24 protein-coding genes and 1 pseudogene are annotated in these 24,281 nt (G+C 61.3%); 9 read left to right on the top strand and 16 right to left on the bottom strand.

Annotation, left to right across the window (positions count from 1 at the left end; genetic code table 11):
• Positions 1–209: 209 nt before the first annotated feature.
• Both ACSFA0_RS19685 and ACSFA0_RS19680 read right to left on the bottom strand, forming a co-directional pair.
• Positions 210–662: a hypothetical protein gene (locus ACSFA0_RS19685; RefSeq protein ID WP_435451979.1), complete on the bottom strand. Its 453-nt coding sequence runs from the start codon at positions 660–662 to the stop codon at positions 210–212.
• A gap of 7 nt (positions 663–669) precedes the next feature.
• A complete protein-coding gene (locus tag ACSFA0_RS19680) occupies positions 670–936 on the bottom strand; it encodes a hypothetical protein (protein ID WP_435451978.1) in 267 nt (88 codons plus the stop codon).
• A gap of 300 nt (positions 937–1,236) precedes the next feature.
• Here ACSFA0_RS19680 and ACSFA0_RS19675 point away from each other — a divergent pair, with 300 nt between their 5' ends.
• Positions 1,237–1,563, top strand: a complete 327-nt coding sequence (locus tag ACSFA0_RS19675; protein WP_435451977.1) for a heavy-metal-associated domain-containing protein — start codon at positions 1,237–1,239, stop codon at positions 1,561–1,563.
• Positions 1,564–1,577: 14 nt separating this feature from the next.
• Positions 1,578–1,820: a DUF2933 domain-containing protein gene (locus ACSFA0_RS19670; RefSeq protein WP_435451976.1), complete on the top strand. Its 243-nt coding sequence runs from the start codon at positions 1,578–1,580 to the stop codon at positions 1,818–1,820.
• A gap of 1,003 nt (positions 1,821–2,823) precedes the next feature.
• Here ACSFA0_RS19670 and ACSFA0_RS19665 read toward each other — a convergent pair.
• Both ACSFA0_RS19665 and ACSFA0_RS19660 read right to left on the bottom strand, forming a co-directional pair.
• Positions 2,824–3,123: pseudogene (locus ACSFA0_RS19665) on the bottom strand (Y-family DNA polymerase); the annotation flags it as partial.
• A 9-nt stretch (positions 3,124–3,132) separates the two neighbouring features.
• Complete coding sequence (locus ACSFA0_RS19660) at positions 3,133–3,573, bottom strand: LexA family protein (protein ID WP_435451975.1); 441 nt, start codon at positions 3,571–3,573, stop codon at positions 3,133–3,135.
• A gap of 427 nt (positions 3,574–4,000) precedes the next feature.
• Here ACSFA0_RS19660 and ACSFA0_RS19655 point away from each other — a divergent pair, with 427 nt between their 5' ends.
• Positions 4,001–4,210 (top strand): SOS response-associated peptidase family protein, encoded by a 210-nt coding sequence (locus ACSFA0_RS19655; RefSeq protein WP_435451974.1) that lies wholly within the window; start codon positions 4,001–4,003, stop codon positions 4,208–4,210.
• Between the two features lie 640 nt (positions 4,211–4,850).
• On the opposite strand, the gene ACSFA0_RS19650 is transcribed toward ACSFA0_RS19655, so the two are convergent.
• Both ACSFA0_RS19650 and ACSFA0_RS19645 read right to left on the bottom strand, forming a co-directional pair.
• A complete protein-coding gene (locus ACSFA0_RS19650; protein ID WP_435451973.1) occupies positions 4,851–5,120 on the bottom strand; it encodes a hypothetical protein in 270 nt (89 codons plus the stop codon).
• A complete protein-coding gene (locus tag ACSFA0_RS19645; RefSeq protein ID WP_435451972.1) occupies positions 5,117–5,935 on the bottom strand; it encodes an SIR2 family NAD-dependent protein deacylase in 819 nt (272 codons plus the stop codon). Before ACSFA0_RS19645 ends, ACSFA0_RS19650 begins: the two co-directional genes overlap by 4 nt.
• Positions 5,936–6,376: 441 nt before the next feature.
• On the opposite strand from ACSFA0_RS19645, the gene ACSFA0_RS19640 reads away from it, so the two are divergent.
• Positions 6,377–8,635 carry an AAA family ATPase gene (locus ACSFA0_RS19640; RefSeq protein WP_435451971.1) on the top strand — a complete coding sequence of 753 codons (2,259 nt, stop codon included), beginning with the start codon at positions 6,377–6,379 and terminating at the stop codon, positions 8,633–8,635.
• A gap of 217 nt (positions 8,636–8,852) precedes the next feature.
• Positions 8,853–10,322: a hypothetical protein gene (locus ACSFA0_RS19635; protein WP_435451970.1), complete on the top strand. Its 1,470-nt coding sequence runs from the start codon at positions 8,853–8,855 to the stop codon at positions 10,320–10,322.
• A 245-nt stretch (positions 10,323–10,567) separates the two neighbouring features.
• Here the strand turns inward: ACSFA0_RS19635 and ACSFA0_RS19630 are convergent, their stop codons facing one another.
• The 5 genes from ACSFA0_RS19630 to ACSFA0_RS19610 form a co-directional block, all read right to left on the bottom strand.
• Positions 10,568–11,530, bottom strand: a complete 963-nt coding sequence (locus tag ACSFA0_RS19630; protein ID WP_435451969.1) for a helix-turn-helix transcriptional regulator — start codon at positions 11,528–11,530, stop codon at positions 10,568–10,570.
• A gap of 9 nt (positions 11,531–11,539) precedes the next feature.
• A complete protein-coding gene (locus ACSFA0_RS19625) occupies positions 11,540–13,558 on the bottom strand; it encodes a DUF2779 domain-containing protein (RefSeq protein ID WP_435451968.1) in 2,019 nt (672 codons plus the stop codon).
• Complete coding sequence (locus ACSFA0_RS19620; protein ID WP_435451967.1) at positions 13,555–14,151, bottom strand: hypothetical protein; 597 nt, start codon at positions 14,149–14,151, stop codon at positions 13,555–13,557. The genes ACSFA0_RS19625 and ACSFA0_RS19620 overlap by 4 nt, the downstream gene beginning before the upstream one ends.
• Positions 14,152–14,322: 171 nt before the next feature.
• Complete coding sequence (locus tag ACSFA0_RS19615; RefSeq protein WP_435451966.1) at positions 14,323–14,703, bottom strand: hypothetical protein; 381 nt, start codon at positions 14,701–14,703, stop codon at positions 14,323–14,325.
• A 502-nt stretch (positions 14,704–15,205) separates the two neighbouring features.
• Positions 15,206–16,066, bottom strand: coding sequence for a hypothetical protein (locus ACSFA0_RS19610; protein ID WP_435451965.1), 861 nt, complete (start codon positions 16,064–16,066; stop codon positions 15,206–15,208).
• Between the two features lie 98 nt (positions 16,067–16,164).
• Between ACSFA0_RS19610 and ACSFA0_RS19605 the strand changes: the two genes are divergently transcribed.
• Together ACSFA0_RS19605 and ACSFA0_RS19600 are read left to right on the top strand one after the other, a co-directional pair.
• Positions 16,165–17,109 (top strand): helix-turn-helix transcriptional regulator, encoded by a 945-nt coding sequence (locus ACSFA0_RS19605; RefSeq protein ID WP_435451964.1) that lies wholly within the window; start codon positions 16,165–16,167, stop codon positions 17,107–17,109.
• A 61-nt stretch (positions 17,110–17,170) separates the two neighbouring features.
• Positions 17,171–17,416: a hypothetical protein gene (locus ACSFA0_RS19600; RefSeq protein ID WP_435451963.1), complete on the top strand. Its 246-nt coding sequence runs from the start codon at positions 17,171–17,173 to the stop codon at positions 17,414–17,416.
• A gap of 24 nt (positions 17,417–17,440) precedes the next feature.
• Here ACSFA0_RS19600 and ACSFA0_RS19595 read toward each other — a convergent pair whose 3' ends face one another.
• Positions 17,441–17,755 carry a HEPN domain-containing protein gene (locus tag ACSFA0_RS19595; protein WP_435451962.1) on the bottom strand — a complete coding sequence of 105 codons (315 nt, stop codon included), beginning with the start codon at positions 17,753–17,755 and terminating at the stop codon, positions 17,441–17,443.
• 235 nt (positions 17,756–17,990) lie between these two features.
• On the opposite strand from ACSFA0_RS19595, the gene ACSFA0_RS19590 reads away from it, so the two are divergent.
• Entirely contained in the window at positions 17,991–18,188 is a 198-nt protein-coding gene (locus ACSFA0_RS19590) for a GNAT family N-acetyltransferase (protein ID WP_435451961.1), read from the top strand.
• A 493-nt stretch (positions 18,189–18,681) separates the two neighbouring features.
• Here the strand turns inward: ACSFA0_RS19590 and ACSFA0_RS19585 are convergent, their stop codons facing one another.
• Positions 18,682–19,791, bottom strand: a complete 1,110-nt coding sequence (locus ACSFA0_RS19585) for a hypothetical protein (RefSeq protein WP_435451960.1) — start codon at positions 19,789–19,791, stop codon at positions 18,682–18,684.
• A 914-nt stretch (positions 19,792–20,705) separates the two neighbouring features.
• The gene (locus ACSFA0_RS19580; RefSeq protein ID WP_435451959.1) at positions 20,706–21,248 is read right to left on the bottom strand and encodes a hypothetical protein; all 543 of its coding nucleotides are present in this window, start codon (positions 21,246–21,248) and stop codon (positions 20,706–20,708) included.
• Here ACSFA0_RS19580 and ACSFA0_RS19575 point away from each other — a divergent pair.
• Positions 21,247–21,594, top strand: a complete 348-nt coding sequence (locus tag ACSFA0_RS19575; protein WP_435451958.1) for a hypothetical protein — start codon at positions 21,247–21,249, stop codon at positions 21,592–21,594. The genes ACSFA0_RS19580 and ACSFA0_RS19575 overlap by 2 nt on opposite strands.
• A gap of 203 nt (positions 21,595–21,797) precedes the next feature.
• Here ACSFA0_RS19575 and ACSFA0_RS19570 read toward each other — a convergent pair whose 3' ends face one another.
• Positions 21,798–22,784, bottom strand: coding sequence for a GIY-YIG nuclease family protein (locus ACSFA0_RS19570; protein ID WP_435451957.1), 987 nt, complete (start codon positions 22,782–22,784; stop codon positions 21,798–21,800).
• Positions 22,785–23,330: 546 nt separating this feature from the next.
• On the bottom strand, positions 23,331–24,248 hold the full coding sequence (locus ACSFA0_RS19565; protein ID WP_435451956.1) for a recombination directionality factor: 918 nt from the start codon (positions 24,246–24,248) through the stop codon (positions 23,331–23,333).
• Between the last annotated feature and the right edge of the window lie 33 nt (positions 24,249–24,281).

The following is a 24,281-nucleotide window of genomic DNA, read 5'->3' as shown; positions in this document are numbered from 1 at the left end:
AAACAGCCATGGCTGCTGCCGCGTAGCCTTGAAAAGGCACCGCAAACATCATGAGCCACAGAAAAATCGCGCGAAAGCTGATCACCGAAGAATTGTAGTTGGGCAGCGGGTTTGGGGGAAATAGCCGGCCGGGAAATGGCTACAAAGTGCACAGCGCGCGAAGCCACGACCCTGCCCGTCTCCAATTTTGATGCCGCGAAGGTGAGACGTTACTTCCCGCGCGCGTAGAGCCCCAGCGCTACCAGCCACGGTGCCGTGAAAAGCAGCAGGAGCCATCTGAAGTCAGAGTCGATGAGAAAATTCACGACGACCATCAATCCGATGGAGGTGCCCGCGCTCAGCGCTGCGACCCAGGCCGCGCCGGGAGCCCGGCTGCGGAAACAGGTTCTTGCCAAGTAGCAAGTCAGCAGCCCAGTGGACACCATGTAGCCGCCCATCACCCAGAAGACGCGCGGCAGCCAAAGCAGCAGGCCAGGAAAGGCGACACGAATGTGCTCCAGCGTCGTGCCCATGAAGCGAGGGTCTTCCGGGAGCAGCGCCGGGCGAATAAAGATGAAATAGAGGCCCATTCCAATCAGGACGACGCCGCCGAGCGCCAAGGCACCTGAGGAAAGCTGGCCGCTCCCGGGGGTACCCGCCGGCGCCGCCACTTGCCTGGTCATCCCGAGCCTACTTGCACCGCTCGTGCATTGCTCGCATCCGCTGCCGCATCTCCGGCGTCATGGACGTCATGTGCTTTTCCATCATGGTTTGCTGCTCGGCGGACGACTTGCCGCTCATCATCTTCTTGTGCATCTCGCAGTGGGACTGCATGTCCTTCGCGCCCATCGTGGCATGTGCATGGTCGTCGCTCTTTGCAGAAGCGGCACAACCGCCCAGCCCCAAGGCCATAAGCGCGGAGGCAAGCAGGGGGACTACTCGTGAAAACAGCTTCATAAAACTTCCTTTTGGTTACTGGAGGTAGAGGTGGGACCGCAGCGACACATTACGGATGTTCCCGCCCAGCGCTTTGACTTGCATCAACGCGCGCTGAGCCGGCTGCGCTCTATTTCACCGCTCAATGGGGGTGACGATGATCGTGCCGCCTCTCGGTCGGCCATAAACCGCACCATGCGCCTGTTTCAGGCCGCCCAAGCTTCGCGTCTGTTGCCCTGAAGACCCATCATCAAAATAAGCTTGACCTTGACACGATGAGAGGGTCGACAGTTCCTCCACCAACCGGAACTGGAGAAAGCAATGGTCAGCTTCAAAATCAACGACATGACGTGCGGGCACTGCGCCAGCACAATCACTAAGGCAGTCACCTCGGTCGACAGGTCAGCCCGCGTTGAGGTCGACATTCCGCGCAAGCTCGTCCATGTGACCGGCGAAATGGCAGCAGCGGTCTTGCTCGGAGCTATCCACGACGCCGGATACACGCCTGAGGAGGTCCAGGCCGAGTCCGCCCCGCCCGCAGGTCCGCGGGCATCCCGTGGTTGTGGGTGCGGCTGCGGGCCGAAAAAGGCGCCCGCGGTTGCGATTGGTCAAGGAGCGACTACCGTCCGCAGCTCATGCTGTAGCTAGGACAGAAGCCCCTTATGGACCAGCAGCACGCACGCCCTTCTTTTTGGAAGACGCCTTTCGGCATCTTCGCGACCCTTGTCGCGGTGGTCGCCAGCGTCTACCTCTGGATCGCCCACAGGGACCACTTGCTTGCGCTGCTGCCGTTTGCCATCTTGGTCGCTTGCCCGCTGATGCACGTCTTCATGCACCGCGGCCATGGCCATGGCGGCCACGCGCACGGCGAGAGACCCAAAAACAACGGCACGCCACGTGGCTAAAGCCGCGTAGCTCGCCTCTGTCTCGGCGCCATCCTGGTGGCCCCCGGAACAAAAAAGGCCGGCACCAAGGTGCCAGCCTTTCAGGGTTGCCAGGCTAGCTGGCTACCGCGCTGCTTATTCGCAGCAGGGCATCGTGACCTCGTCGCAGCAGTCGCCACCGTCGCAGCAGGGCTGCGTAGCGAAAACTGCAGTGGAGGCCAACGTAAGGGCGAAGATTGCAAGTAGCTTTTTCATGATTGATCCGTTTGGTTGAGTGAAGGAGAAAACATTGGTCAAGCTCGCGCCCAAGGCGGTCGCCATATGTCTTCGATCCTCGTTCCCAGGTTCACGAATAGGGATGCCACCGTCAAGGCGTCCGCAACATGCCGAAGGTGCTCGGCCACAGAGGCAGGAAGGCTTACCGACTGACAAACGCAGCTAGCAGGAACGCAGTGGGTATCCCCGCAAGTCACCTCGCAGCAGTCATGCTGCCGTGGGCTTGCGGCGTACGCGGTATGAACCGCGAACAGCAGAGACAGAAGGAGGCCGAGGATGGCACGCATGAAGACAGGATATCAGGCCAAGCATCTCTGCCTTGCAGAGGCGGTGCTTGACCGTCTCCCTGTGAGCGGACAGTCACAAGCGACCGCTTTTGGCCGATTCGGTTGAAAAACTCCGGTGCGGCCCCTCTGGGCACATCCGCGGAGTACTCAAACCCTTCCCCGAGTCGCGATGGTCGTTTTTCGCCGCCGAGACGCTGTGAACGCTGCGGCAGAGTTTTTCAACCGAATCGGCCGAAGGCGGCCGGCCGGAGGATGCCACAGCGGCCCCTTCTGGGAAAAGCTCACGAACTGCGACCCGCCTGGCTCATTAACTTCGAGCAAGGCTCATTAACTGCGGCCCCCTACAGCCCGGCTGGCAAACTATGTAAAGCACTGCTATGTACCATAGTTGAAGCAAAGGACTTATCCACAGGTGAATTTGCTTCTCGTAATGCATCTATGTCTGTTTTAGGTATAAGTCCGACGCTGTAGATCTCCTGGCCGGGCCCCAGGCCGGCGGCGATCGCCATCATCCGGTTGCTCATATCGCCGTAGAGCGTGAAGTTAGCGCTCAACGCGACCACCCCCGCATCGGGCAGGGTCTGGCGGATCTGGAACCAGGGCGCGCCCATCGTGATGCCGAGCTCCTTGGCCTCGTTGCTGCGGGCGATCGCGCAGCCGTCGTTGTTGCTGAGCACGATGACCGGTCGGCCCTGCAGGCTCGGGCGGAACACCCGCTCGCAGCTCACGTAGAAGTTGTTGCCGTCGACGAGCGCGTACACGGCGGCGCCCTATTTCACGAAGCGCTTGATGGCGGCGGTGACGACGCCGCAGATGATCAGCTGCTGACCCTCCTTGAAGGTGATCTCCGGGAAGGTCGGATTGGCCGTCGTGAGCTTCACGCGGCCGCCGCGCTTGTAGAAGTACTTCACGGTGAAGTCGCCATCGACCTGGGCCACCACGATGTGGCGGTGCATCGGGGTGATGGCTCGGTTGACCACCAGCAGGTCGCCGTCGCCGATACCGGCTTCGACCATGGACTGCCCGCTGACCTGCCAGTAGAAGGTGGCGAGAGGATGCGTGATCAGCAGGTCGATGAGATCCTGGCGCTTGATCGCGAAGTCGTCTGCGGGAGACGGGAAGCCCGCGCGCAACTTGCCTTCGACCACTGGCAACGGGAGCCGCACGGGCTCCACGATGGGCTCGGCGGCGGAAAGCGGAATACTGTACATGCATCCATGTATATGGCTAGCATGGCGCCATGAACGACGACACCCCTGAAATCTGGATCGCAGCCTGTGCGCACCGGCTGCAGCAGCACTGGCGCACAGTCGATCCGGATGTCTTGGAAGAGGTTGCGAAGGACCTATCGCATAACGCACACCTGCGTGCGCTTTCGCCCACCCAGGCGGCCGCTGAATGGCTCCAGCCCGTAGCATGTGGACCATCTGCACCTACTACATCTCCCCAGTACCTCGAGAAATAGAAGCGTACTGGCACATAAGCGCACGCACGCCCAACACCCATTTTCCGAGCCAGCGCAATCTCATTCCGCTGGCGACCGGGCCGTTCCTGCGCAACTCTTCCGACGACGGCTCGCGCGAGTTGGCATGGGCCAGTGGGGATTGATTCCGCCCGAGCGCCAGACGCGCATCCCAAATGAGCCGGCCGCGCGGTCCGGGCGAGAAGTCCAAGCGCCACAAGACGGTAAATGCGCGCACCGAATTGGCCAACGGCCGGCCGACCTTCAGCAGCGCCTGGCGAGCCGGGCAGCGCTGCATCGTGCCGGCCTCAAGTTTTGACGAGCCGAATTGGGAGACCGGCAAGAACGTCTGGTGGCAATTCCGCCGCCCCGACGGCATGCCGTAGGGCGTGGCAGGTCTGTGGAGCCGATGGACCGATTCGGAGTCGGCGAGACGGTCGACAGCTACACGAAGCTCACCATCAACGCGAACGCGCATCGTTGATGGGCCGCATGCACAAGCCCGGTGTGGATCCAACGACCAAGATGCCTTTGCCGCCGGAGAAGCAGGACAACGCAGCCTGGTGCTGATCGCACGGGAACGTGTCGACTGATGGCTCCAGGGCACGCATCGAGGATGCGAAGCAGTTGCTGGTGCTGACGGCTGTCGAGCGGTTTCTAGCGGGGCCGCAAGTGGTCGATGAGAAAAGAATGATGCCCTAGTGAATCGCTGGCGAAACGAGCTTGCATGCGTGGCGAGCGGTGTTCTGCGGCGCACCGCTGAACCACCCGGGTTTATGGGTGCTGATGCATACGCGGTCGGATCAGCATCGGCACGAAGCGCCACGTGTACAGGCTTTACACCAGCATCCAGGCGCCGGCCGATGCAGGCAGAGCCTAAACCGTCAATGAGCCGACCAAAACACGATCAGGCGGAAACCGCGGCAGCGATTGCAAGGGCGATCGCCCCCTCTACCGTATCTCGTCGATGTAGTACCAGCCGACGGCTCTCGGGCGAGATTTCGGTTCCACCGCATCGATTGCAGTTCACCATTGGCCGTTGCTCTCCTTGTCCAAATAGGTGATCGTTACAGTTCCGTCGACTTGGACTCCTATGCTGCGGCCAAGTACGCTGGAGAACTCAAACACTACCGTGACGCTTGACCAAGAATCCTCGTTTGCATCTCGATGTGCCTTCGCGCGGGCGGTTAGTAGCCTGTTGAGTTGGTCAAGCTCGTCCTTACTAAGAATGAAGTCAGAATATTTCATAGGCGAATTTTTGTGGGCGAGCGTCGAGACGTCCAGCCAGTGTGTCATTCGCCACCTTGATTCACGGTGCGTTCGTCCAAACGCAGTTGTGCCAAAACAGATGGCAATCCATGAGCCGCAGTCACTGGCCAAAAATCGTCGAGATGACTGGCTGCGCTCTCGTCCGGATTGAGCACCCACACTGCGCAGCCATGTCGGCGAGCCGTCTCTGGAAGCAGCGCTGCTGGGTGCACTTGGCCAGAGGTACCAACGACGAGCATCAAGTCGGCGCGCGCGATGCCAGCCATCGATGCCATCCAAACGTCCTCCGGTAGGCTTTCACCAAACCAGACGACGCCAGGACGGATGAAGCCGCCACAGGTCCGGCACAGCGGTAGTCCGAGCGGCCCTTCGACTTCTGTTCCGGTGCTGTCACTGTCGGTGCGCACATGAGGGCGATGGCATGAGAAGCAACGCGGCGCAAAAAGACTTCCATGCAAGTGGTGCACGGGAGTCGAACCCGCCCGCTCATGCAGGTCGTCCACGTTCTGAGTGACGACAGTCAGTTCTTCTATCCACGGTAGTTCGGCCAAGCAGGCAAGCGCAAGATGGCCCGGGTTCGGCAGCGCATCGGCCACATTTTTGCGACGGCTCTCATACCAACTCCAGACCAAAGCGGGATCGCGTTGGAACCCTGCAGCAGTCGCCAGTGACCGTACATCAAACTGAGCCCACATTCCGTCAGTGGAATCTCGAAACGTAGGAATGCCACTCTCAGCAGACATCCCTGCCCCGGTGAGGACGACCACGCGTCGCGCGCTTCGCATGTCTTCTATGAGCGTTTGAGGTGGCTGGGTTTGATGAGGTTGGAGCGTGGTGTTCATGATCGGATCTTCACTGCTCGTACGACATGCTGCGTCGCACCGGCCGCGGCGTGTTCTATCGCTTTCGACTCCCTAGCGCACTAAGTTGTGCCTAAGCTGTCCGGGAGATGTGGATAAGGGCTCACATGCGTGAAGTGCAGAGCAGCAGGACAACCCGTCCAGTGACGAGACGCTCGCGGATCTGAGCACTGGCGGTCTCACAGGCCGCTCGGTCCTCGTAGACCTGGGAGAGCGAACTCACTCCTTGCGGCAAAGCGAGAACGAGGAGAAGAACGAAGGCAGGCATCGGAGCTCCAGTGTTGGACGGAGTCTCAAGCTTCGCTCCGAGAGCGACATTAGGCGTCGTCTAGCGTATGCCATGGCGTTCGTCTTCTGTTTCTGCGACACATCCTGTCGCAGGGCTCACGAGCATCACGCTCTTAGCAGCAAACAGGAGCGTCTATGGCAGTTCGCCGCGTCAATCAGAACCTTTGGAATTTTCACGAAGCAGATCCGCTTGCCGTGCCGAATGCACGCGTTGCGCTGGCACTGTTGATTTGCGTGCGGCGGTCCGGCATTGCCTTTCGTGAGGCCAGCTGGGACGATCTCGGCGCAGCGCTGGCTCCCGTCGCGCGAAAGCACGAGCGCGCCTTTAAGACTGCATTGCAAGGCCACAGCCGGGACCAGATTGCCGCTGGCCGTGAGCCCTGTCTGCAACCGGATACCGAAACGGCGCTCTATCTGAACAAATGCGTTCTGACTGCGCTCGGCGAAGGCATGTCACGCGATCTCCCGCGATTTCGGGCCCTGTCGGACAAGATGCTGAAGTCTCTCCACAAGTTCGTGGCGGACCGCTCGTACCACGGTGACCGCAACCTGGAGATGTTGACCCTCCTGATCGGCTTGACGACAGCGGAGTCGCGGCTGCTGCGGTTGGTCACGGCCTGCTCGCACAGCAGCATCGACCGATCGCTGTTCGCCTTTGTTGATTCGGCATCGCGCATGACGCGTGCATTGGAGGCGTTGTTGGATGTCAGTGTCAGCGCGCTGGCCCGTCTGTTTGGACGCAACAGCGTGATCGCTCGCTGCGGGCTGCTGAATGCCTTGAGCACCGGTCGCAGTCGCATCGACCTTGAGGATCTGCTGTGCCTGAGCGGCACCGGCGAACGCCTGATGAGCACGCCATTCGAAGACGAGCAGGCAATGGCGCGCTCTGTCCTGACACCTATGCCTGCCTCAACCGCCACACAGCTGGACTGGCCTCACCTACACAGCCAGCGACAGCTTTTGAAAGCGGCTCTCAGCGGCGCGCTGGAGCGCCGCGAGCGCGGGATCAACGTTCTGTTGTACGGCTCTCCTGGGACGGGCAAGACCGCGTTCGTGCGAGATTTGATCGTCGAGTTGGGCGCCAGTGCGTTCTGCGTCGACGAGACTGATGAAGACGGCGGCGAGGCCACCCGCTCGGAGCGCCTTGCCAGCCTGCAGCTCAGCCAGAGCTTCGTCGGACAGGCGGGCCGTTCAGTCATCGTGCTCGACGAAGCGGAAGACATCTTCCAGAGCGACTACAACCACCCGCTGGCCGGCCTCTTCCAATCGAACGGCGGGAGCAAGGCCTGGATCAACAACCTGCTGGAGAGCAACAGCGCGCCGGTGATCTGGATCAGCAACCGCATTACGCAGCTCGATCCGGCCTACCTGCGCCGCTTCTCCTGCTGTCTGGAGTTTCCGGCCACACCGTACGCGTTGCGGCGCGCTATCGCGCAGCAGCGCCTCGGTGCGCTGAACTGCAATGAAGCCACCATCGACTTCGCTTCGGCAATGCCCGAGGTCACGCCTGCGCATCTGGACGCAGCTGCCCGATTCGCAACCCTGGGGCAGCAGACGGGCATGGATGCTAATGCCGCCGTGCGCTTCGTCTTGGAATCGCACCTTAAGGCCAGTGGCAAAGTGTCGCCGGCGGTCGCCCCGCCGCGCAGCACCCGTTTCGACCTGCGGTACCTGAACATTAAAGGCAACGCTGCACCGGAAGCGGTCGTCCGCTCGCTGGAGCGCGTGAGCGCGGCGGCGGGTCCGGGCTCTGGCACCGCCTTGCTGTTCTCCGGCTCGCCTGGCACAGGCAAGACTCAGCTGGCCGCCGAGCTCGCCACGCGCCTTGGCAGGAGGCTGGTCGTGCGCACGGCGTCCGACATCAACTCCAAGTGGTATGGCGAATCCGAAGGCAATGTGGCGCGCATGTTTCGCGACTGCGATCCGCATACCGAGCTTCTGTTTCTTGACGAAGCCGAGATCCTGTTGAGCGCGCGCGAGCAGGCTGGTCATCGCGCTGACCGCGCGGTCACAGCCGAGTTCCTGCGCTGGCTGGAGCTGTTCGAAGGCATCTTCGTGTGTGCGACAAACCACGCCAACGACTTTGACTCGGCGCTGATGCGGCGATTTACCTTTCGGCTGGAGTTTCAGCCGCTGCACCAGCAGCAGCGCTTGGAGCTGTACGCCGAACTGGCCCATGGTTGGCGAGCTGAAGGGCCCCCGGATGCACTGCCCATCGATGAAGCTACACGGCGGCAGTTGGACCGCTTGGAGGGGCTGACGCCGGGCGACTACGCCAACGCGGCACGTCGTATCCGCACGCTGGAGCTCCCCACTTCTGCTTGGTTGGACGAGCTGCAGGCCGAGCACCGTGCCAAGTCCGGCGCCACGGGCCAGCACGTCGGCTTTCTCTAACAACTACCCATGTACCCCAATCGCGCTGTCGATCCATCGACATCGAAGCGTCTTCATGCCACTCGACTGCGAACGCCTGCGCGGCTTCTGATGTAGTACTGTAAATTCGTGATGCCGGCAATAGTGGTGCCGGCTCATGCGTGGCGCGACTGGGTTGTGCATTAGGGTTGTGCTGGGCCTCCGCAGAAGTAGTTGTCAACGGGTTCAAAGGAAAGTCATGTTCAATCAAGCGGCGCTCCATCTTGGCGACTTGAAGAAGTCACCCGTCTTTTCAATGTCGCGAGGCGGAAGAGAGCTATTTCATACCAACTTTTGGGCTTTCATTCTCGAGATCAATCCGGACGACCTAGAAGAGGACGATCGTCCTGTTGCGCACGCAGTCCGCGGCAGTCTGCTCGAAAGCCTTTTTGGTGAGGTGGTTCCCTCTCGAGTTTGGGTATGGCGCGAAAAGAACAACCTCGATCTCGTCGTCATCGCGGCACCGGATACTCCAGCTGGTCAAACTCTCATGGCGCCTCAAATCGGTGCGCAGGAATTCGCGAAAGTATCGAGGAAGCGAAAGAACACCGTTGGTCTTCCGGAGGTGGGCACACGTTGCGTGGTTGTGGAGGTAAAGCTTAAGGCGATACCGACACGCCTGCAGTTAGACAGCTACACCCAAAAGCTTCTGGACGGCTTGACCTTTGATTTGCCTCAGCCCGCCAAGTTGGCCCCAGACACATATTGCAGCGACTGGGGACGAGTGCAGGTCCAACTCGACCACGCGGAACATACCGGCGTTAAGTTCTGGGCCTACCCTCCATCCGTCAATGCCGACGATCAACTCATCGATAACCGCCTAAAACCTGCACTCGCTGGTGCCGCAGGTTCTGCGCGGCTGCTGTTGATCGCTCCCGGCGCAGATGCCGAACTGGTAGACAACTCGCCGTGGCAGGTCGAACAGCCGATCGACATCATGAACGCGATGATTCAAGCGTTCGACAGTGCACTACACGAGCATTCCGAACGACCTCAGGGATTATTCACTGCGATTGTTAAAGACTATCTCGATTCGACGAAGAGGCTGTGTCAGATCGTCGATGAAGTACAGAGGGAAGTTTCCGCCAGCTTCTGCGCGGACGAAGGTAATGTTGCGCTAAGTGCGGTTCACCGATCTGCGTGCCACAAGCGTTTCATTGATGCTCGGCTGCATGACCTCGTCGGCAAGCAAGCCTACAGCGTTATGCAAAAAATGCTTTTCAGGTCGTTGCTTGATCACGAGTTGCACGGCTTTCGCCTTCACGCTGAGACAATTCTGACCCGTGGAACGCCGGGTTTTAACATTGAGTATGTGAAGCAATGCCCTGCGGCTGGCAATAATGGCAACAACGCGGTCAGGCTGGGTGTCCAGATTCAAGGGGGCTTGTATCGTCACTACATTGCGGCGTCCTTGTCGACGGAGCAGTTGTTGCGTGCAATCGCCGAAGACCCGGATGCAGGCGGGTGGTTGGGTGGCAATCGAGAGCAGCATGGAGTTTTTGGAGAGCGTCGATTCTTCGGATCGACGAAGTTCGTCTATCGCGAGAGGGACATATCGGCCCTTACGTGGCAACCGCTGCGCCAGATGATCGAGCTCAGCATCACCGAAGCCGCGCAGCTCCTGCAGAATGCTGACATGCGTCAGCGATTGATCGAACTCGTCAAATAACGATGGCGTTGCGGCACCGGCCGTTGTACGGACGCCATCTTGCCAACGCAGTAGATTCACGGCCTCCAACCCTACTACTTAACATAAGCGTTTCTCTCACGTTGGGGCTGTCGCCGCGCCGCATACATCACATCGCTCTCCACGTACGTAGCAAGGACACTAGGATCCGCAACGGCGGCATTTAGAGAGCCGGCACTTACGTTGCCAAGTGGTGCTCGGCGTTGCGCGAACCGAGGCTGGCTCTCTTATGTGTCTAAATAGCCTCGAGGGCGGACGAGGTGAAGATCGCGCCCAAATCCGCGCAGCCACCACTTGAGCTGCTCGGATTCCGTAACCGTCACGGCAAACTGGTACCCATCCTCAGTCGATATGAACGTTTGGTTTTCTGCCAACGGCGATTCAGTGAGGTGCACGCCCGCCAGCTTCGGCAGACAGAACACGAGTTTGATGTGTTTCCCCGTGCTAAAGCCAAACCGCCCCTCGGCCTCATGGCGTTCTAGGCTGAAGTCTGGCGGCCGTGTAAATGTCAAGCGGGTGTCTTTGGCAGCACGAATGCGGTGCACCGAAAGCGAACGCTCATCGTCGTACCCCTCAAATCTGCAAACCAGCAACAACCGCGTGCCCTGCTGCGCCATTCCTAGCGGCATCACCTTTGACTCCGTCAGCTCGCCCCCTGCATTCACATAGGTCACCTCCAGCCAGTGGTCCGCATACAGCGCATTGCTCACCGCCTGGAATACTTCCTTCTTCATCTTGGGTGGCAGCAGCCGCTGCGTCGTGCTCACCACCCGCACCTTGTGCTGCCACATCCTGGCGCTGTTGGACTTCTCATCCTCCAACCGCAACTTGGCATGACTGAAGAAGCCCTCCATCGACCGCATGAGGTTGTCCGGCAGCAGGTTGCGCAGGTGCTGCTCGGCCAGCGTCAGAAGCACCGATTCTTGCTCGTTCAGGCCCGGTAGCGACAAGCCCTTGCTCAGCTCCTTCCAGCGGTAGCCATAGGGCTTGCTGCGGTCATCGCGCTCGATTTCGAAATGACCTGTCAGCACCTCCAACTGACGCTGGATGGTTCGCAAGTCGCGATCGAAGCCGATGTCGCGAAGCTGTTCCTGAAGCTCGGGCGCCGAGATCCTGCGGCCTCGTGGGATGCGCTTGAGCATCTCCAGAGACATCAGCAAGGTGTCGAGATTGTTGGATCGTTTCGGCATAAGCGTGAATCAGCGTGCGGCTTCGTCCACCCAGGCCTGCCAGGCCTGGACTGCCATGACCATGGCGAGCGTGTCCAGCTCGCAGTAACGCAGCAGCGCGGCTTCGATCGACTCCCGCTCGCGTGGGGCGAGGTCTTCGAATTGCAGCCGCGCGTAGGCGGTCATGGCGCTGCCGCCTGAGCGCAGTTCCGCATCAGAGCTGCCTTCGAGCTCGGCACGAGCGTCGACCGGCAGGTCGGCAAACACAGGGGGCAGCAGCTCGTATGGATCAAGGATGCAGCCATCTCGTTGCACCCACCAAGGCATGGGCGTCTGGTGGTTCAGGCTGGTGATCTGCGCACCCTCACCGTACAACGGTTCGCCATAGAGCTCCCGCAGCCGGGCCGAGCTCTGCATCAATGCCGGCAACACCTTTTTGAGCGAGCAGCTGCCCTGCGTCTCCGGGTGAAAGTAGTTCCGCTCCGCCAGCACGCACAGATCGACCATGCTGCGTGGCCCGAAGACCTTCACGTTGTCGATCTTGCGTTCGGTCAACGTCCCGACGAAGGCGATCAGCGCCTCCGCGTCCGGCGGTGGTGCGGCCATGGCGCGCAACACGTCCGCCAGTTGATTCAGCACGGTGTTCTCGTGCGTTGACCAGCGGAACACAGTGCCCTTGTCCTGACCCAGCGCATCACGCAGCGCGCGGAGGAACGGCAGGCTGGGAGGAACGCCCGGCCGTGCTTCCAGAAACTGACTCTTATGCTCGACACGGCCATCGGCGTGCATGACATGGTGGGAGAACTGGAAGGCAGTGGTCTGGTACGGATGCTGACCGCGGTCGAAGGGAATGGCGACTGCGCTGGTTTCGAAATCGATGAAGTGCAAGGGATAGTTCCAGCTCGCCATGACACGGCTCAGGCCCGCGGTGTCGACGTACTGCTCCCCGCCCTCTGGCCACTGGCCGCTGCACTGGAACCACTGGCGTTGTTCGCGGCTGAGGCCGTCGGCGCCCGGTGTGGGATCGTCGAGCGGAAGATCGGCCATCGTGATGTCGCGCAGTTTGCGCACGCCAGCGGCCATCAGCTGGGCCTTCTTCCGCGAGTTCCAGAGGTCCAGCACCGTGCCCCCAGTGAAGTCGGATGCCTGCCAACCAAAGGCCTCGCTCCAGCATTCGTGGAAGCCGCTGCGGGGCTCGCCAGCAGCCGGGGGCGCGGCGGCTTTGAACTCGCAGCTTGCGCAGTGGACGCCGGGCTTGGCTGGGAGACGCTGATCCAACTGGTATGCCACGGCGAGCCGCTCGACCGCATACGCGAACGGTTCTTCCTGACCGCCCACGTACAGCTCGCCCTCCAGGATCTCGTCCACCTGCTCGTCCACGGGCACGGCGCGCAAGAGCGGCGCGCCCAACTGTGAAAGGTCGGTGTCATGCGCCACCTCCACATGGGATCGGCCACCATCGCGCTTTATGCGAAAGCGCTGGTTCAGGCCATCCACGGTCGCGACGGCTGACTTGTCCGCCAGCAACAGGGAGCAGCGAAGCTGGAACTGCGGATGGGCGAGCGATGCCACATGCCGTTGGAAGGCGATGTCCTGCAGGTACGGCAGCATGCCCGGCTTCAGCCTGCCCTGCTTGTTGCGGAAGTTGCCGTCTTCCTGCGGGTCATACGACTTGGCCTTGACCTCGATGAGCTCGATCTGATTGCCCGACTTGCGCAGGATGTCGACCCGCACGAACAGGCCCCGGGCCTGCAGCGCGGCCTCATAGATCGTGACCTCGTCGCGCTGCAGCAGTTCTTGCGTGCGAGCTAGCTGTGCCGCGTGGCCCGCTTCTGTGACCTCGATGCCGCCCGGGTACATCAGGCAAGCCAATGCGCCGACTTGGAAGCCCCCTTCCGCCAGCGCCTGCATGAAGCTGTTGTCCAGCGCGTTGTTTTGATAGCGGGCCTTGCCCGTGTAGAAAAGCTTTGTCGGGCATTCAAGGGCGAGCTTGAAGCGGCTCTTGGTCAGGTACCGCGGCGTCACCGCCGCCGGGACGATGGCGCTCATGCGGCAACCAGCGGCCGCAACTGGTAAGTCGCATCGTCTTGCAGTTCGAAAAACATCTCGCCGCTGGACGAGGCCACGGGCGCATGGGCCGAGGCCCAGAACTTGGAAAGGCTGGACAGCTTGGCAACAACCCCCGCCACCACCGCGTCCTCACGGATTACCTTCTCCCACTCGGCCTTGGTCGCGCCCGGCGCGAATAGGATGCCGAGCCGCAAGCGCGTGTCCCAAGGCTGCTCGGCCCATTCCTGCTGCCGCTCCTGCACCATCGTCCGGACGGCGCGCAGGTCAGCATGCTGGCGCGCGTCCTCCACATCCAGCTGAGCGACAACGTAGGCGCCGATGATCGCGACCACATAGGCAGTCGGGAGCGGAGTGGACTGTTGGATTGCACACTGCACAGCCAGTTCGGCCGAGGGGCTGGCATAGACCGCGTGCCGGCGGCAAGGCATGTCAGCTGGCCGCAGGTACTCCCAGAGGTTGTCCACGATGTACGGCACGTTGGACGGCAGGCGGACAGTTGGGCGCCAACGGTGGATCGTCTCGGCTTCGGTCGCCGACAGTGTCTTTACGGCGCGGTACAGGGTGTCGGTCATCCAAGCTCCTTCTAAGCCTAAATTTTCGGCCGCTGACGCGACAAATTGAGTCGCATGTTGTTTGGTCACCTCATCCTGATGTGACCCATTGCCCGAAACCCACAGGCGATTGCTAGAAGGGCCCAACCTTCGGGCACAAGATTCCGCCGTCGCGAATCCCTGCTAGCGCGTTCAAACGTCAGGCTGTCCGCTGGACTTGGGCATGTGCAACGCTAGCGATGCCGCTTCGGCGCCGGCAGCGACGCCCAACTGTTCCATGTAGCGGCGCGCGTGGACATGATTGCAGTCGGTGCGCCATAGATCTTGCGCCACTCGGATTCGCTCCTCGGGGGATTCGCTGTCCTGCTGTGACAGCAGACCGTAGTCCCACAGCAGGAACTCCAGGTCCGCGCGCAGTTGAGCATCATGGTCTGGCAAGGGCTTGCGGCCATTCAGTTCGAGCACGTGCGTCCCGAATGCATTCTTGAAGACCAAGCCGACCCAATGCCCTTCAGGCGTCGGATGAGGATTTACTTGGCAGCGATGCGCTTGAATGTCGATGATTTGGAGCAAGGAGGTTTCCCGAAGTAGGTGACAACGGAATTCTTGGACGTAGTGCGACAGTCTGCGTCGCGTGTAGACACGCCGTGCAAGTGTGCCTTGAGAAGACTTGAACATGCTTCTGGACGGGTCGCAAGCAAGTCCAGAATTTGATCGACCTAACGGCAGCTCCTACGCACACTGCCCATGCCAAAAAACGCTGCGCTGAATGGCCGCCCTTGCCGGCGGCTTTGATTTCATGATGGCGCGCGATCTTGTGTTTGTGAGAACGCGTCCGCGCCCTTTTGACAACTGAGGTGGGCGCGGCCTCTGCGGGGCGGCGCCGCGGCGGTCAGACAAGGAAGAAGATCCTCCCTCGATCGCGCAGGCATGTCCATGGTCGCCTACTATTCGCGATGTTGAAAGTGTCGGGCGCGCAGTGCCGGCGCGTTGGCCTGTTTTTCTTTTGTTCGCGCACTGCTCTGTGCTCTCTCCACGAGCGTGCGCATCAAGCAAGCGACCGGTACGCGCTAGGTCAGGCGCTTCCAGCAAAAGTGCTTCTTGTAGCCGCGTAAGTCCTTGCTGTTCCCGGAGAAGTGAGGGTCCTTGCGAGCCGCCAGCACAGCCAAAGGAAGCCGAGCGGAACCAAGACGGTCTGCACGACGAAGATGGCGATCAGGTCGACGATCCGATCCGTCCATAGCTTCGCCGCTTCGCCGAGGGCCCGGTAGCTTTCACGCAACTCGGACACCTTGTTCTTCAGAGTTCTGAAGCGCTCGAATATGCCACCCTTAGATTCGGGCAATTCCGAGGTGGCGCCCGGAACGGCTTTCGCCGAGCCCTCGATCGTCAGGTAGGCCGTTTCGTAGCCCGGCTTCATGAACGCGTGGTACGCCCCTTCGCTGACGAGCGACGTGAGTGGAACCGCGAAGCGGGCCATCAGCAGGATGACAAGCGCCGGCTGGAGCCAGCGCATCGCTGCACCGCCGGTTCCGCGCCACCGGAGCGTGGCCCAAACCAGCATGACGACGGTGAGTGCGGCGGCCACGGCCACGTGGCCACCAAACTGAAGCAGCAGGAGTTGCACGCCGAAAGCGACGCTGGCGAAAAGCATCATGCCCGCGAACTTGTCCACGAGTTCATTGATCGGTCGGAGCATCTGCCCCGGGGTCATCGTGACGCCAATGCCGATCGGCTCGATGCTCAGTTCCGTTCCCTGCACAACGGACAGTGCTGCACCCAGTGCGCGCGCCGCAGCGAAGGTCGTCAGCGAACGCTTCAGGCCCTGGCGGGTGTGCGTGTCCGCCGACTCGTTCAGCCATGGAAGCCATGCACAGGAGACGACGGCCACAAGCACCGCAATGAGCAGCAGGCGGTAGGAGGCGAAGGATTTCATGCGCGCAAGCATAGCGGTCGCCGAGCGGCGATCGCTGCGCGCTATCGCGAAGGTGAACCTCGTCGGGGCGTCGTTGGGCGTGACGCAGAATCGGATTGATGACTTCGTCCCCGCGCGCGCGCCAAGGCCATGACACGCTGGTCTACCGGCTGACTGAAATTCTGGTGAAGCTCAACCGGGGGGAGCAGCTGGAGCCTCGCGCATTGGCCGCGGAATTTGGGGTTGACCTGAGGACCGTGCAGCGGGATCTCAACCAACGCTTCGCCTACTTGGACTTGGTTAAGGAGGAGGGCCGGTACCGGATGAATCCAACCGTGCTTGGGCGCCTGAGCACCAAGGACATGGAGCGCTTCGCGATGGCCTCGGGCACCGCCGGGCTCTTTCCGACGCTCTCGCATGCTTTCGTACGGGAGCTGCTGCGCGAGGACCAGGCCTCACCGCTGCTCGTGCGGGGGCACCACTACGAGGACGTGGCCGAACATGCCTCGACCTTTGAGCTTCTGTTTCAGGCCGTCACCAATCGCCGGCATGTGCGCTTCGACTTTTCAGCAAAAGCGGGCGGGGCCGTCAAGTCCTATGACGATGTCGCTGCCTACCGCATGCTCAATCAGAAGGGCGTGTGGTATCTCGCCGCGGTGCACGATGGTCGTCTGAAGACGTTCGGCTTCTCGCGGGTGCGCGATGTGCTGGTCAAGGCGTCATCGTTCGTGCGAAGCCCCGATATCGAGCAGCGTCTGGAGACGGACGAGGGTCTGTGGCAGTCCGAGACCATGCTGCGCATCGTCCTCGACGTCGCGGCTCCCGCGGCCCATTACTTCCAGCGGCGGAACCTGATCGCCAACCAGGTGGTGGAGGCCGTGGCTGCCGATGGCTCCCTCCGGCTCGTCGCCACGGTGGGGCATCCCAACGAGATCCTGCCTATCGTCCGATACTGGATTCCTCACCTGCGGATCGTCGAGCCGGCACAGCTCCAGTCCGATCTGGAGGCGGAAATCTCGCGCTATCTCTTGCCGTCTCGGAAAGACGATGCCGAACGCTCCTGAAACGACACGACCTGTCGCCCGGTCTCACTAGCCTATGGGGATTGCAACATTCGGAGTGGCGATGTCGATCCTGTCAGTCTTCGTGTTTGTCTGTGGTGCTGCGGCGAGTCAGGGGATCGCCGAAGCCGTGAAGGCTTCCCTACCGGCCGGACAACTCGGGTCGTGGACTTGGGCCGTGCTGCTCCAGTATCTGATCTGCACGGGCTTGCTTGTCTTCATCGACAAGGCGTCCATCGGCGATGCGCTCGAGGGGGCGCTGGCCCTGACGTTCTTCATCCGTTGGCTGTTCTTCATGAAGAGCCTCTAGGCCTGAGGTGCGCGGCCCCGCTGTTCAGTGATCGTCGAGCGTGCGATCGGTAGCTTCGACCAGACCCTTGAGAAAACGGATGGCCTTCTCGAGGTCGTCTCTCTTCAGCAGGTGGGGCGCCGGGGGCATGCCGGGGACCGCAGCTCGCGAGCGGTGCACGGCGTCGCCGCGCTTGCTCAAGAGGTCGTCGAGTGTCTTGCGTGCGGTGGTGGGATCGTGGTGCTGCCACTTCCAGCCAGCCGTGACATCGACCTCGAGGTAGTCCTGGAATAGCTTACGTGTCTTGTCCGCCGGCGGGTTGTGGAACCGCCGCAGTTCCTCGTCGAGCTTGCCACGCACGAACTTGCCGAGCGTGCGATCGCCGCACCGAGGCCTTGCAAGCCCCGCCTGGCCACCTTTCGAGATGAGCCGGTGCGGATTGCAGGATCCAGCCGAGACTTGGCCATGTTCCTGGTGCCAGTCAACGACCCTGCGATCGCAACTCGCATAGGGGCCCGAGAGCATCGTTGGCCGGCGCGCGAGTGACGTTCTGAGGACCGAAGGTAAACTGTTCCGCTCGCCGGCCGGACGTTCGGTGAAAGGAGGCGGTTACCTGCTCCTCGACGGCGAAACGATCGTCGCAGCGCTGAACGTAACCACGATCGGGCGCCAGGGCACTGTCGCCTCGGATTTGTACGTCGCACCAACCCATCGCCGCAAGGGCCTCGCGACCCGCTTGATCGACTCTGCGAAGCTGGATTTCCCGGGGCTCCCTGCCTCACTCTTTCGTTGATCCAATGACAAATCGAGTTCTGTATGGAGTGGTCGCGGTCTGGCTTGCCGCCGCGTCTGCGTCTTCCCTAGCGGCCGATCGCCTCTTGCCTAGCCCCGAGGCGTCACGTGTGACCGTGGAGTCAGTCAAGCAGGACGGTGCTGCGGTTCTGATCAACATCTTCAATGGCAGCGCCCTCGTGGTGACCTCCGGCGAGCTACGGTGCCAAACGCGGGATTCAGTCGCTCAGCCAGTCACGAAGACGTTAAGCGCTACCGGACTCCGTGTTCAGGACCTCACTGAGGCCGATATCGCTGGGCTTCGCATCTCTTCGTCCAAGCATGACTGGCGAGCCTTTCCAGACCCGTCGCTCTTACTCGTGATCCCTCTCAAAGCGGATCGGATCGGACCGGGCAAGCGCTTGGAGGTTTACGCTGAGTCAATGAAAAACGTAGACAGCTGCGAACTCAACGAGCTGCGAGGCCGCGCCAAGAAGGTGTTCGAGATCCTGTAATCAGGGGCTACGGAGTAACAAGGCTGCGGCTGGCGCCAATTGATCCGTCGAAATCGGCGTTGACACCCAAACATCCCGCAACGCGTTTGGGAATCCATCTTCCAATCCGAGCTTCCTAGCACTGGAGATGCGCGCCAGATCCTCTCGGGAAATCGTGCCCTTTGCCACATAGGCCGCCGACGTGCCGCTTCTATGCATCCTCTCCCACGCGCCGGCTGGAGCGACCCGGATCGAGCGGCCGTCGACGTTGAAGCTGATTTCGGCTTCATCGCCCACAGGAAAGCGATCGCGCGCGGAAGCAGCGACGTCAGGTGCGAAGAGAGCCGCGACAGCCACGTTGATGCGGGGGCCACCTGCACTCAGCACCACCACGGTCATGCGGCCGAAGGCTACTGGCTGCCTGGCGGTCACCAAAGGATTGCCGTTCGCCGCTGCACTAATGGTCCATGGGCTCAACCGCGGCGCACGGTTGTCGACGTTTAGCTGCACGAGAGTCGGGACGGGCAGCCACTGGATATGCGAAGGCGGAACCATGGAGGCGCGGTCAAGCAGACCGCGGTCCACGCCCATCGCCTCTACATGGCCCGCCAAAGCGACGACTACCTCCTGCGTCGCGCCATCACCAATTGCACGCTGCTCGGCCACAAACTGATGAACGCCGAACATCGAACCCTCGGCCACAGACCTGGTTTGTCCACCTATGAAGGCCATGGTGCACGCCGACGCACATTTCGCTCCGCGCACAAACGCGGACTCGACTTCAAACGAGTTCATGACTCGTGAATACGTCGGCGCGAGGAACGTGTCAGCGCCGATGCTGCGCAAGTACTTCCCAAGAATTACGCCTCCAGCTAGGTTGCCGCCAGCGCTATCAAACGCGACGAAGGGCGCAGACATTCCCGTTTCCTTGAACGCGGGCGTCCTCAGAAATGCCGCCAGCCGTTGTGCCGTGTCCAGCTCGATGTCGCCCTGGGCCAGAACTTGCGGTGCGCACACTGCCCCATTCCCGCCGCAAGGACGAAACACCTCGAAGCGCATGGGCGCCGCGGAGACGCTCGCGCTGGCCAACACGGCTAAGACGGCGAAGGTCAATTTCACAGCAACACTCATGAAGCGATTGTGAAAGCACAACTGGTGAAGCGAGGAGCCGCACGAAGGGAATCGGCGACATTTGACACGCTTTCACGACATGCCGGCCGGGTAGGTCACGGTCGGCGGCAGCCGGGTTGTCAGCATTCAGGCGAGCTTCTTCGACGGCAAGGCTTCCGAGATCCTGATCTACCACAAGGATCTCACCCCGCAAGAGTTCGTCACTGCGTTCGTCGACCGCTACGGCAAGCCGACCCGCGAGGTCTGGGACGCCGCGCAGGACTCAGACAACGGTCGTTTTTTGGACCGTAATGGCGATGTGCTGAAGCAAAGTAAGCACCGTGTTGACCTGATTCGGCCCGCTGGGCGCGCAAGGACGAGAAGCTTCAGGTCGACCGCAAGCGGGCACAGTCCGATATTTGACGGGGCCAGGTTTCAGGATCCGTTGCGGCGCTGCGGGTGCGCGGCCGCGCTGGCAGCCGGGTTAGAGCCTGGACAATCCAGGCGGGCTTCCGAGCGACTGGCAAAGTCAGGGCGCGGCCAGCTGATCGAACCATGTCGCGTAAGGCGTGTTCTTCACCAGCCTGCGATTGAAGTCCTGCGCTCCGTCGGTCCACCAGACCGCGCCTCCCTCACCCAGCGCTCGCTTCGCTACGTCGACGCGCGCTCTAGCGGCGCGCACGCCTTCCGCATTCCCAGCACGGCGCTGCACCGCGACGTCACGCCGCGCCGCCATGAGTTCACTGACGAGCGATCGCGCCTTGCAGCCGGCAGTCCTGGATCCGAAAGGCGCCACAGCCGACCCCGCACGACGAAGTAGCGACCATCGGGGGTGTGCGGCATTGTCGATGCCATGCAGGTAGGCGGCGCGTTGCCGTTGGAGGGGTCGGCGAGGATCCGCTGATCACTGAAACGGGTGCTCTTTGCGGAGCGGATCAGCGACCGGTCATTGCGACGTTCCAGGACACAAGCTCGGGACCACGGTTATTGCACAACCACCGCTCAACGCCAGCGACGATACCTTCGCCATCGTCACCCAGGGCGGTAAAGGCCGCTAGCGGCGGCCCCAGCTTGGCGAGCAACGGCGAAAGCCGAGCACCGTCGATGCAGCGGACCTCGAAGGTGCTTTCCGGCTCCTGCTCGACTTCGCTCTCGATCTTCGACCAACACTGGCTGTGAAAGAGCTGTCGAGTAGGAAGCGGCGTCATCGTCTCGGCATCGAAGGCCGGCAAGACACGCCAACGGTCAGCGAGCCGGTTGCGGGAGATGCCGACGTAGCGAATGGCGCCATCGCTGCCAGCGACGAGATAGAGGCAAGGCGACCGCGCCTTCCACACAACTTGATCCAGGATGTCGTATTCGGCCTGCAGCCAGGGACCTATCCGGGCGCCCTTCGCACGTTGCGCTTCCAGCGTTTGCCCCCGATGTTGATTTCCATCCAGAAGTGACCCACTAAGCCCGCCGGGTCGGGATTGCATGAAACTCAACACGCACACCTATGGGCGAATTCCAGATGACGTCGAAGCTGGCGCGCCGACGCGAGACGATCATCTCGCGAAGCTCGGCAGCAAACCGCGCACTGGGAAGGCCCTGGCGGTGCCAATCGAACAGCTCGTGCGCCGCAACGTCGCCGTGCACCGAAGGCAAAGCTCTCTTGACGAACGGCCTCATGAAACTCGGCACCACCCTGGCATAGCGGGCGACGGCGCCGCCGGAAGGTGGTGCATGCGGGACAGGGCCTGCGACGTTGGGCGTTGGGGCGGCGTCGAGCGGTTTCAATGCATGCCCTTCTTCGAAATTCTGGTCATCGTCCTGCTGGCGTGATCGGGGGTATCGAAAACCGGTGCGCCCTCGCACATGAGGACGAGATGCTCTAGGCTGAGGGCGGCCGGCCGGAGGATGCCACAGCGCCCCTCATGTGCGAACTTCACGCCGATCTCAATCCGCCCTGCCAAAAAACCATGAGGCAGGCGCATCTCGATGGTTGCACCTGGCCGACGGCCGACTGGCAACCAGCACCAGAAGGATTACTCGGGGTCGGCTGCGTGAAAAGCCTCGTAGAGCTGTTTCAGGGTGGAGCCGTTGAACGTCCAGTATGGAGACGGCTGCAACGCGTAATCGTCTGCCAACCCCTGAACCTTCCGCGTTGCCGAGGTGAGGGATTGCACCTCGCCCAAGTAGCTCACCTTCCTGTCTTCAACGACGATCGCTTGTGCGCCGCCTTCTCTGTACAGCAGCGACGACCCTTCAGGTATGCCGAGCTCGAAGAAGCGCAGATTTGGGCGGCGGTCCTTCATTTTCTGGGCCGACTGTTTGTCTGCTGTCGTCACCTCAGACTCGATTTGCTGTTCGACCTGCAGAGTGACGTCGTTTACCTCGAGCAGCCTGAGCACCGCGATAACGCGCTCCGGCTCGATCTTGAAGAATTCCCGATTCGGGTTGATGCGCGCATTTCCGAAGGCGAAGTGCAGCGCCTTTTCGACTTCGTGCGCATCCTTGACCTGGCAAGCGAACGCACAGTCGAACGGCACCGGAACTCCGGTCCCGAAAAGCTGCTTCATACGCAGTTCAACTTCCATTTGCGTCGTCTTTCCGACCTTCACGAGACCGGGCATTGCCGGATTCGTGAGCACGTAGACGATCTGGGAGGAAGCCTCCAGCGGCTTGAGCGGGAGAACTGCCTTTGCTTGCGTTGGCCAATCAGGCTCACTGTCCAGTCCGATCCAGCCTCGAGCGACGGCTGGCGGATTCTCACCAATGGAGCTGTCTCCGTATTCGTAGGAAGCCGCGCCACCGAATGCGATCACCTGATTGTTCGCGCCTGGGCGCAGCTGCACGCGTTTCCGGAGTAGCTCTGACCCATGCGGAGTCAGGCAGTAGCCCAGCGCATCATCAATCAAGGCTTGGGGCGCTTCGATCACGTCCGGGAAGATCCCGTGCTGACGGTGAAAGCCGTCGATGGCGCGGAGTATGCGGGCAAGTACGCCGCCGGAGTTCTGGATCGTAGAAGTCATCGTTGGTCACACAGTAGTGAGACCACGAGCGTAGCAGCCGCCAGCTCGGAAACAGCCCAGGGCATGCTCGCGTGCCGAGGGTGCCCTTCCGAGACGCTTGAGTCAGGCGCTCGGCTCCTCTAGGAGTCGTGCGCCCGCTGTGATGCTTGAAAACGACGGGACAAGTGAAAGGCCGGGTGAGCCGCTGAGACAGGTCAGCTTTGGTCCTATTCGCCCGAAGGCCCACCGAGGGGATCGAGGAGTGTTTGCGCGGGCTTAGAGGGGCCTGCTGATTTCCGCGGGAGGTCGACAAAGTAGCCTCTAGCGCTCGGTGGATTTGCGGACACGCGCCTCAAGTTCGCGCGTCAGGTGCGTAATGCCTTCCCCGCTGATGCAGATTGCAATCCAAACCAGCGCAACCATTCCCCAGATGACAAGCTCGGCCGGCTGTGGGGTCGAACAAGTGCCGATCCGGCACCGCGCGACAAATCAACGGCTTCCCGTTCAATCAAGAAAAAAACAAATGGAAGCAAAGGAGAAGGACCGCATGCGGTCCTTCTCCTTTCGCTATGCCGTAGTGAGCTCTCCAACGCCTTTGATCGCCTGTGCTCGTGCCGCCAGTTTCGTTCCAAGGGATTGTCGATGAGACAGATCCGCGGTTTCGATCCCGTCGGCCGACGTTGCTGCCTCAGCGAACGCAAACTCCTCCACGATCCACCCACCCTCCTCCTCGGATTCCTCGAAGGCTCCAGCAGCAAAGCCTGCCCTAGCTGCCTCGTCCAATGCAGCTTGGTCGAACCCCATCTGCCGTCGTCCCTCTACCTCGGCGCGTCCAGCTTCGAGCGCCTGAAGCATCGACATCCCCGTTCGTGTCGTCAGATCGACGTAGTAGATCGGAGCCCGGTGCGACTGCGTCGTCGACTTGCCTCGCAACCGCAGTTCCAGCGACAGTGCGGCCAGCATGCCACCAGAGATGGCGTGCAGATATTGCAGCCTGGCCGCCAGTGTGCGGATGCTGTTATACCCCGTCGTCCGAAAGACAAAGCTGCCAAGCTCGTCCTCGTCACCGATGCGAACGTTGAGCCGGCCGTAGGGCTTGCAGCCACCGTCGAACCCAAGCTCACAGCCGTCTGGCGACGCGCAAGGCAGCGTTTGCACGCCCGATGCCGTGGAACGCTTGCAGGTCTCCCCGTTTCCGACGCATATCGGGCGGCCGGTGGCTCTGTCGAACAGCGAGTAGTTAGCTCGCAAGTTCAGCTCCGGGTCGTTGAAGAGTAGCCGCACCGGGATGCATCGCAGCTTGGCGCCTGGCGAGCGGAGTGTGTCATCGATCGGATGGGGCACCCACCCATCCCTCGTCTGAACTTGGGATGTGATGGTGAATTCGTCATCTTTTTCCGGCAGCCGCTTGCCGTTCTTTTCGACGATTCGCCCGATTGAGATTCGACCGGTGGCGGGCGGCGTGAGTGCCAGTCCCTTGAGCATGTGATGTCCTTTTAAATGGAATGATCGGTCGAC

The sequence above is a fragment of the Variovorax restrictus genome (assembly GCF_051216715.1).
In the GTDB taxonomy this organism is placed as follows: Bacteria; Pseudomonadota; Gammaproteobacteria; order Burkholderiales; family Burkholderiaceae_C; genus Variovorax.
The sequence above is the reverse complement of the archived record's forward strand: the minus strand, read 5'-3'. Positions and strand labels throughout refer to the sequence as shown.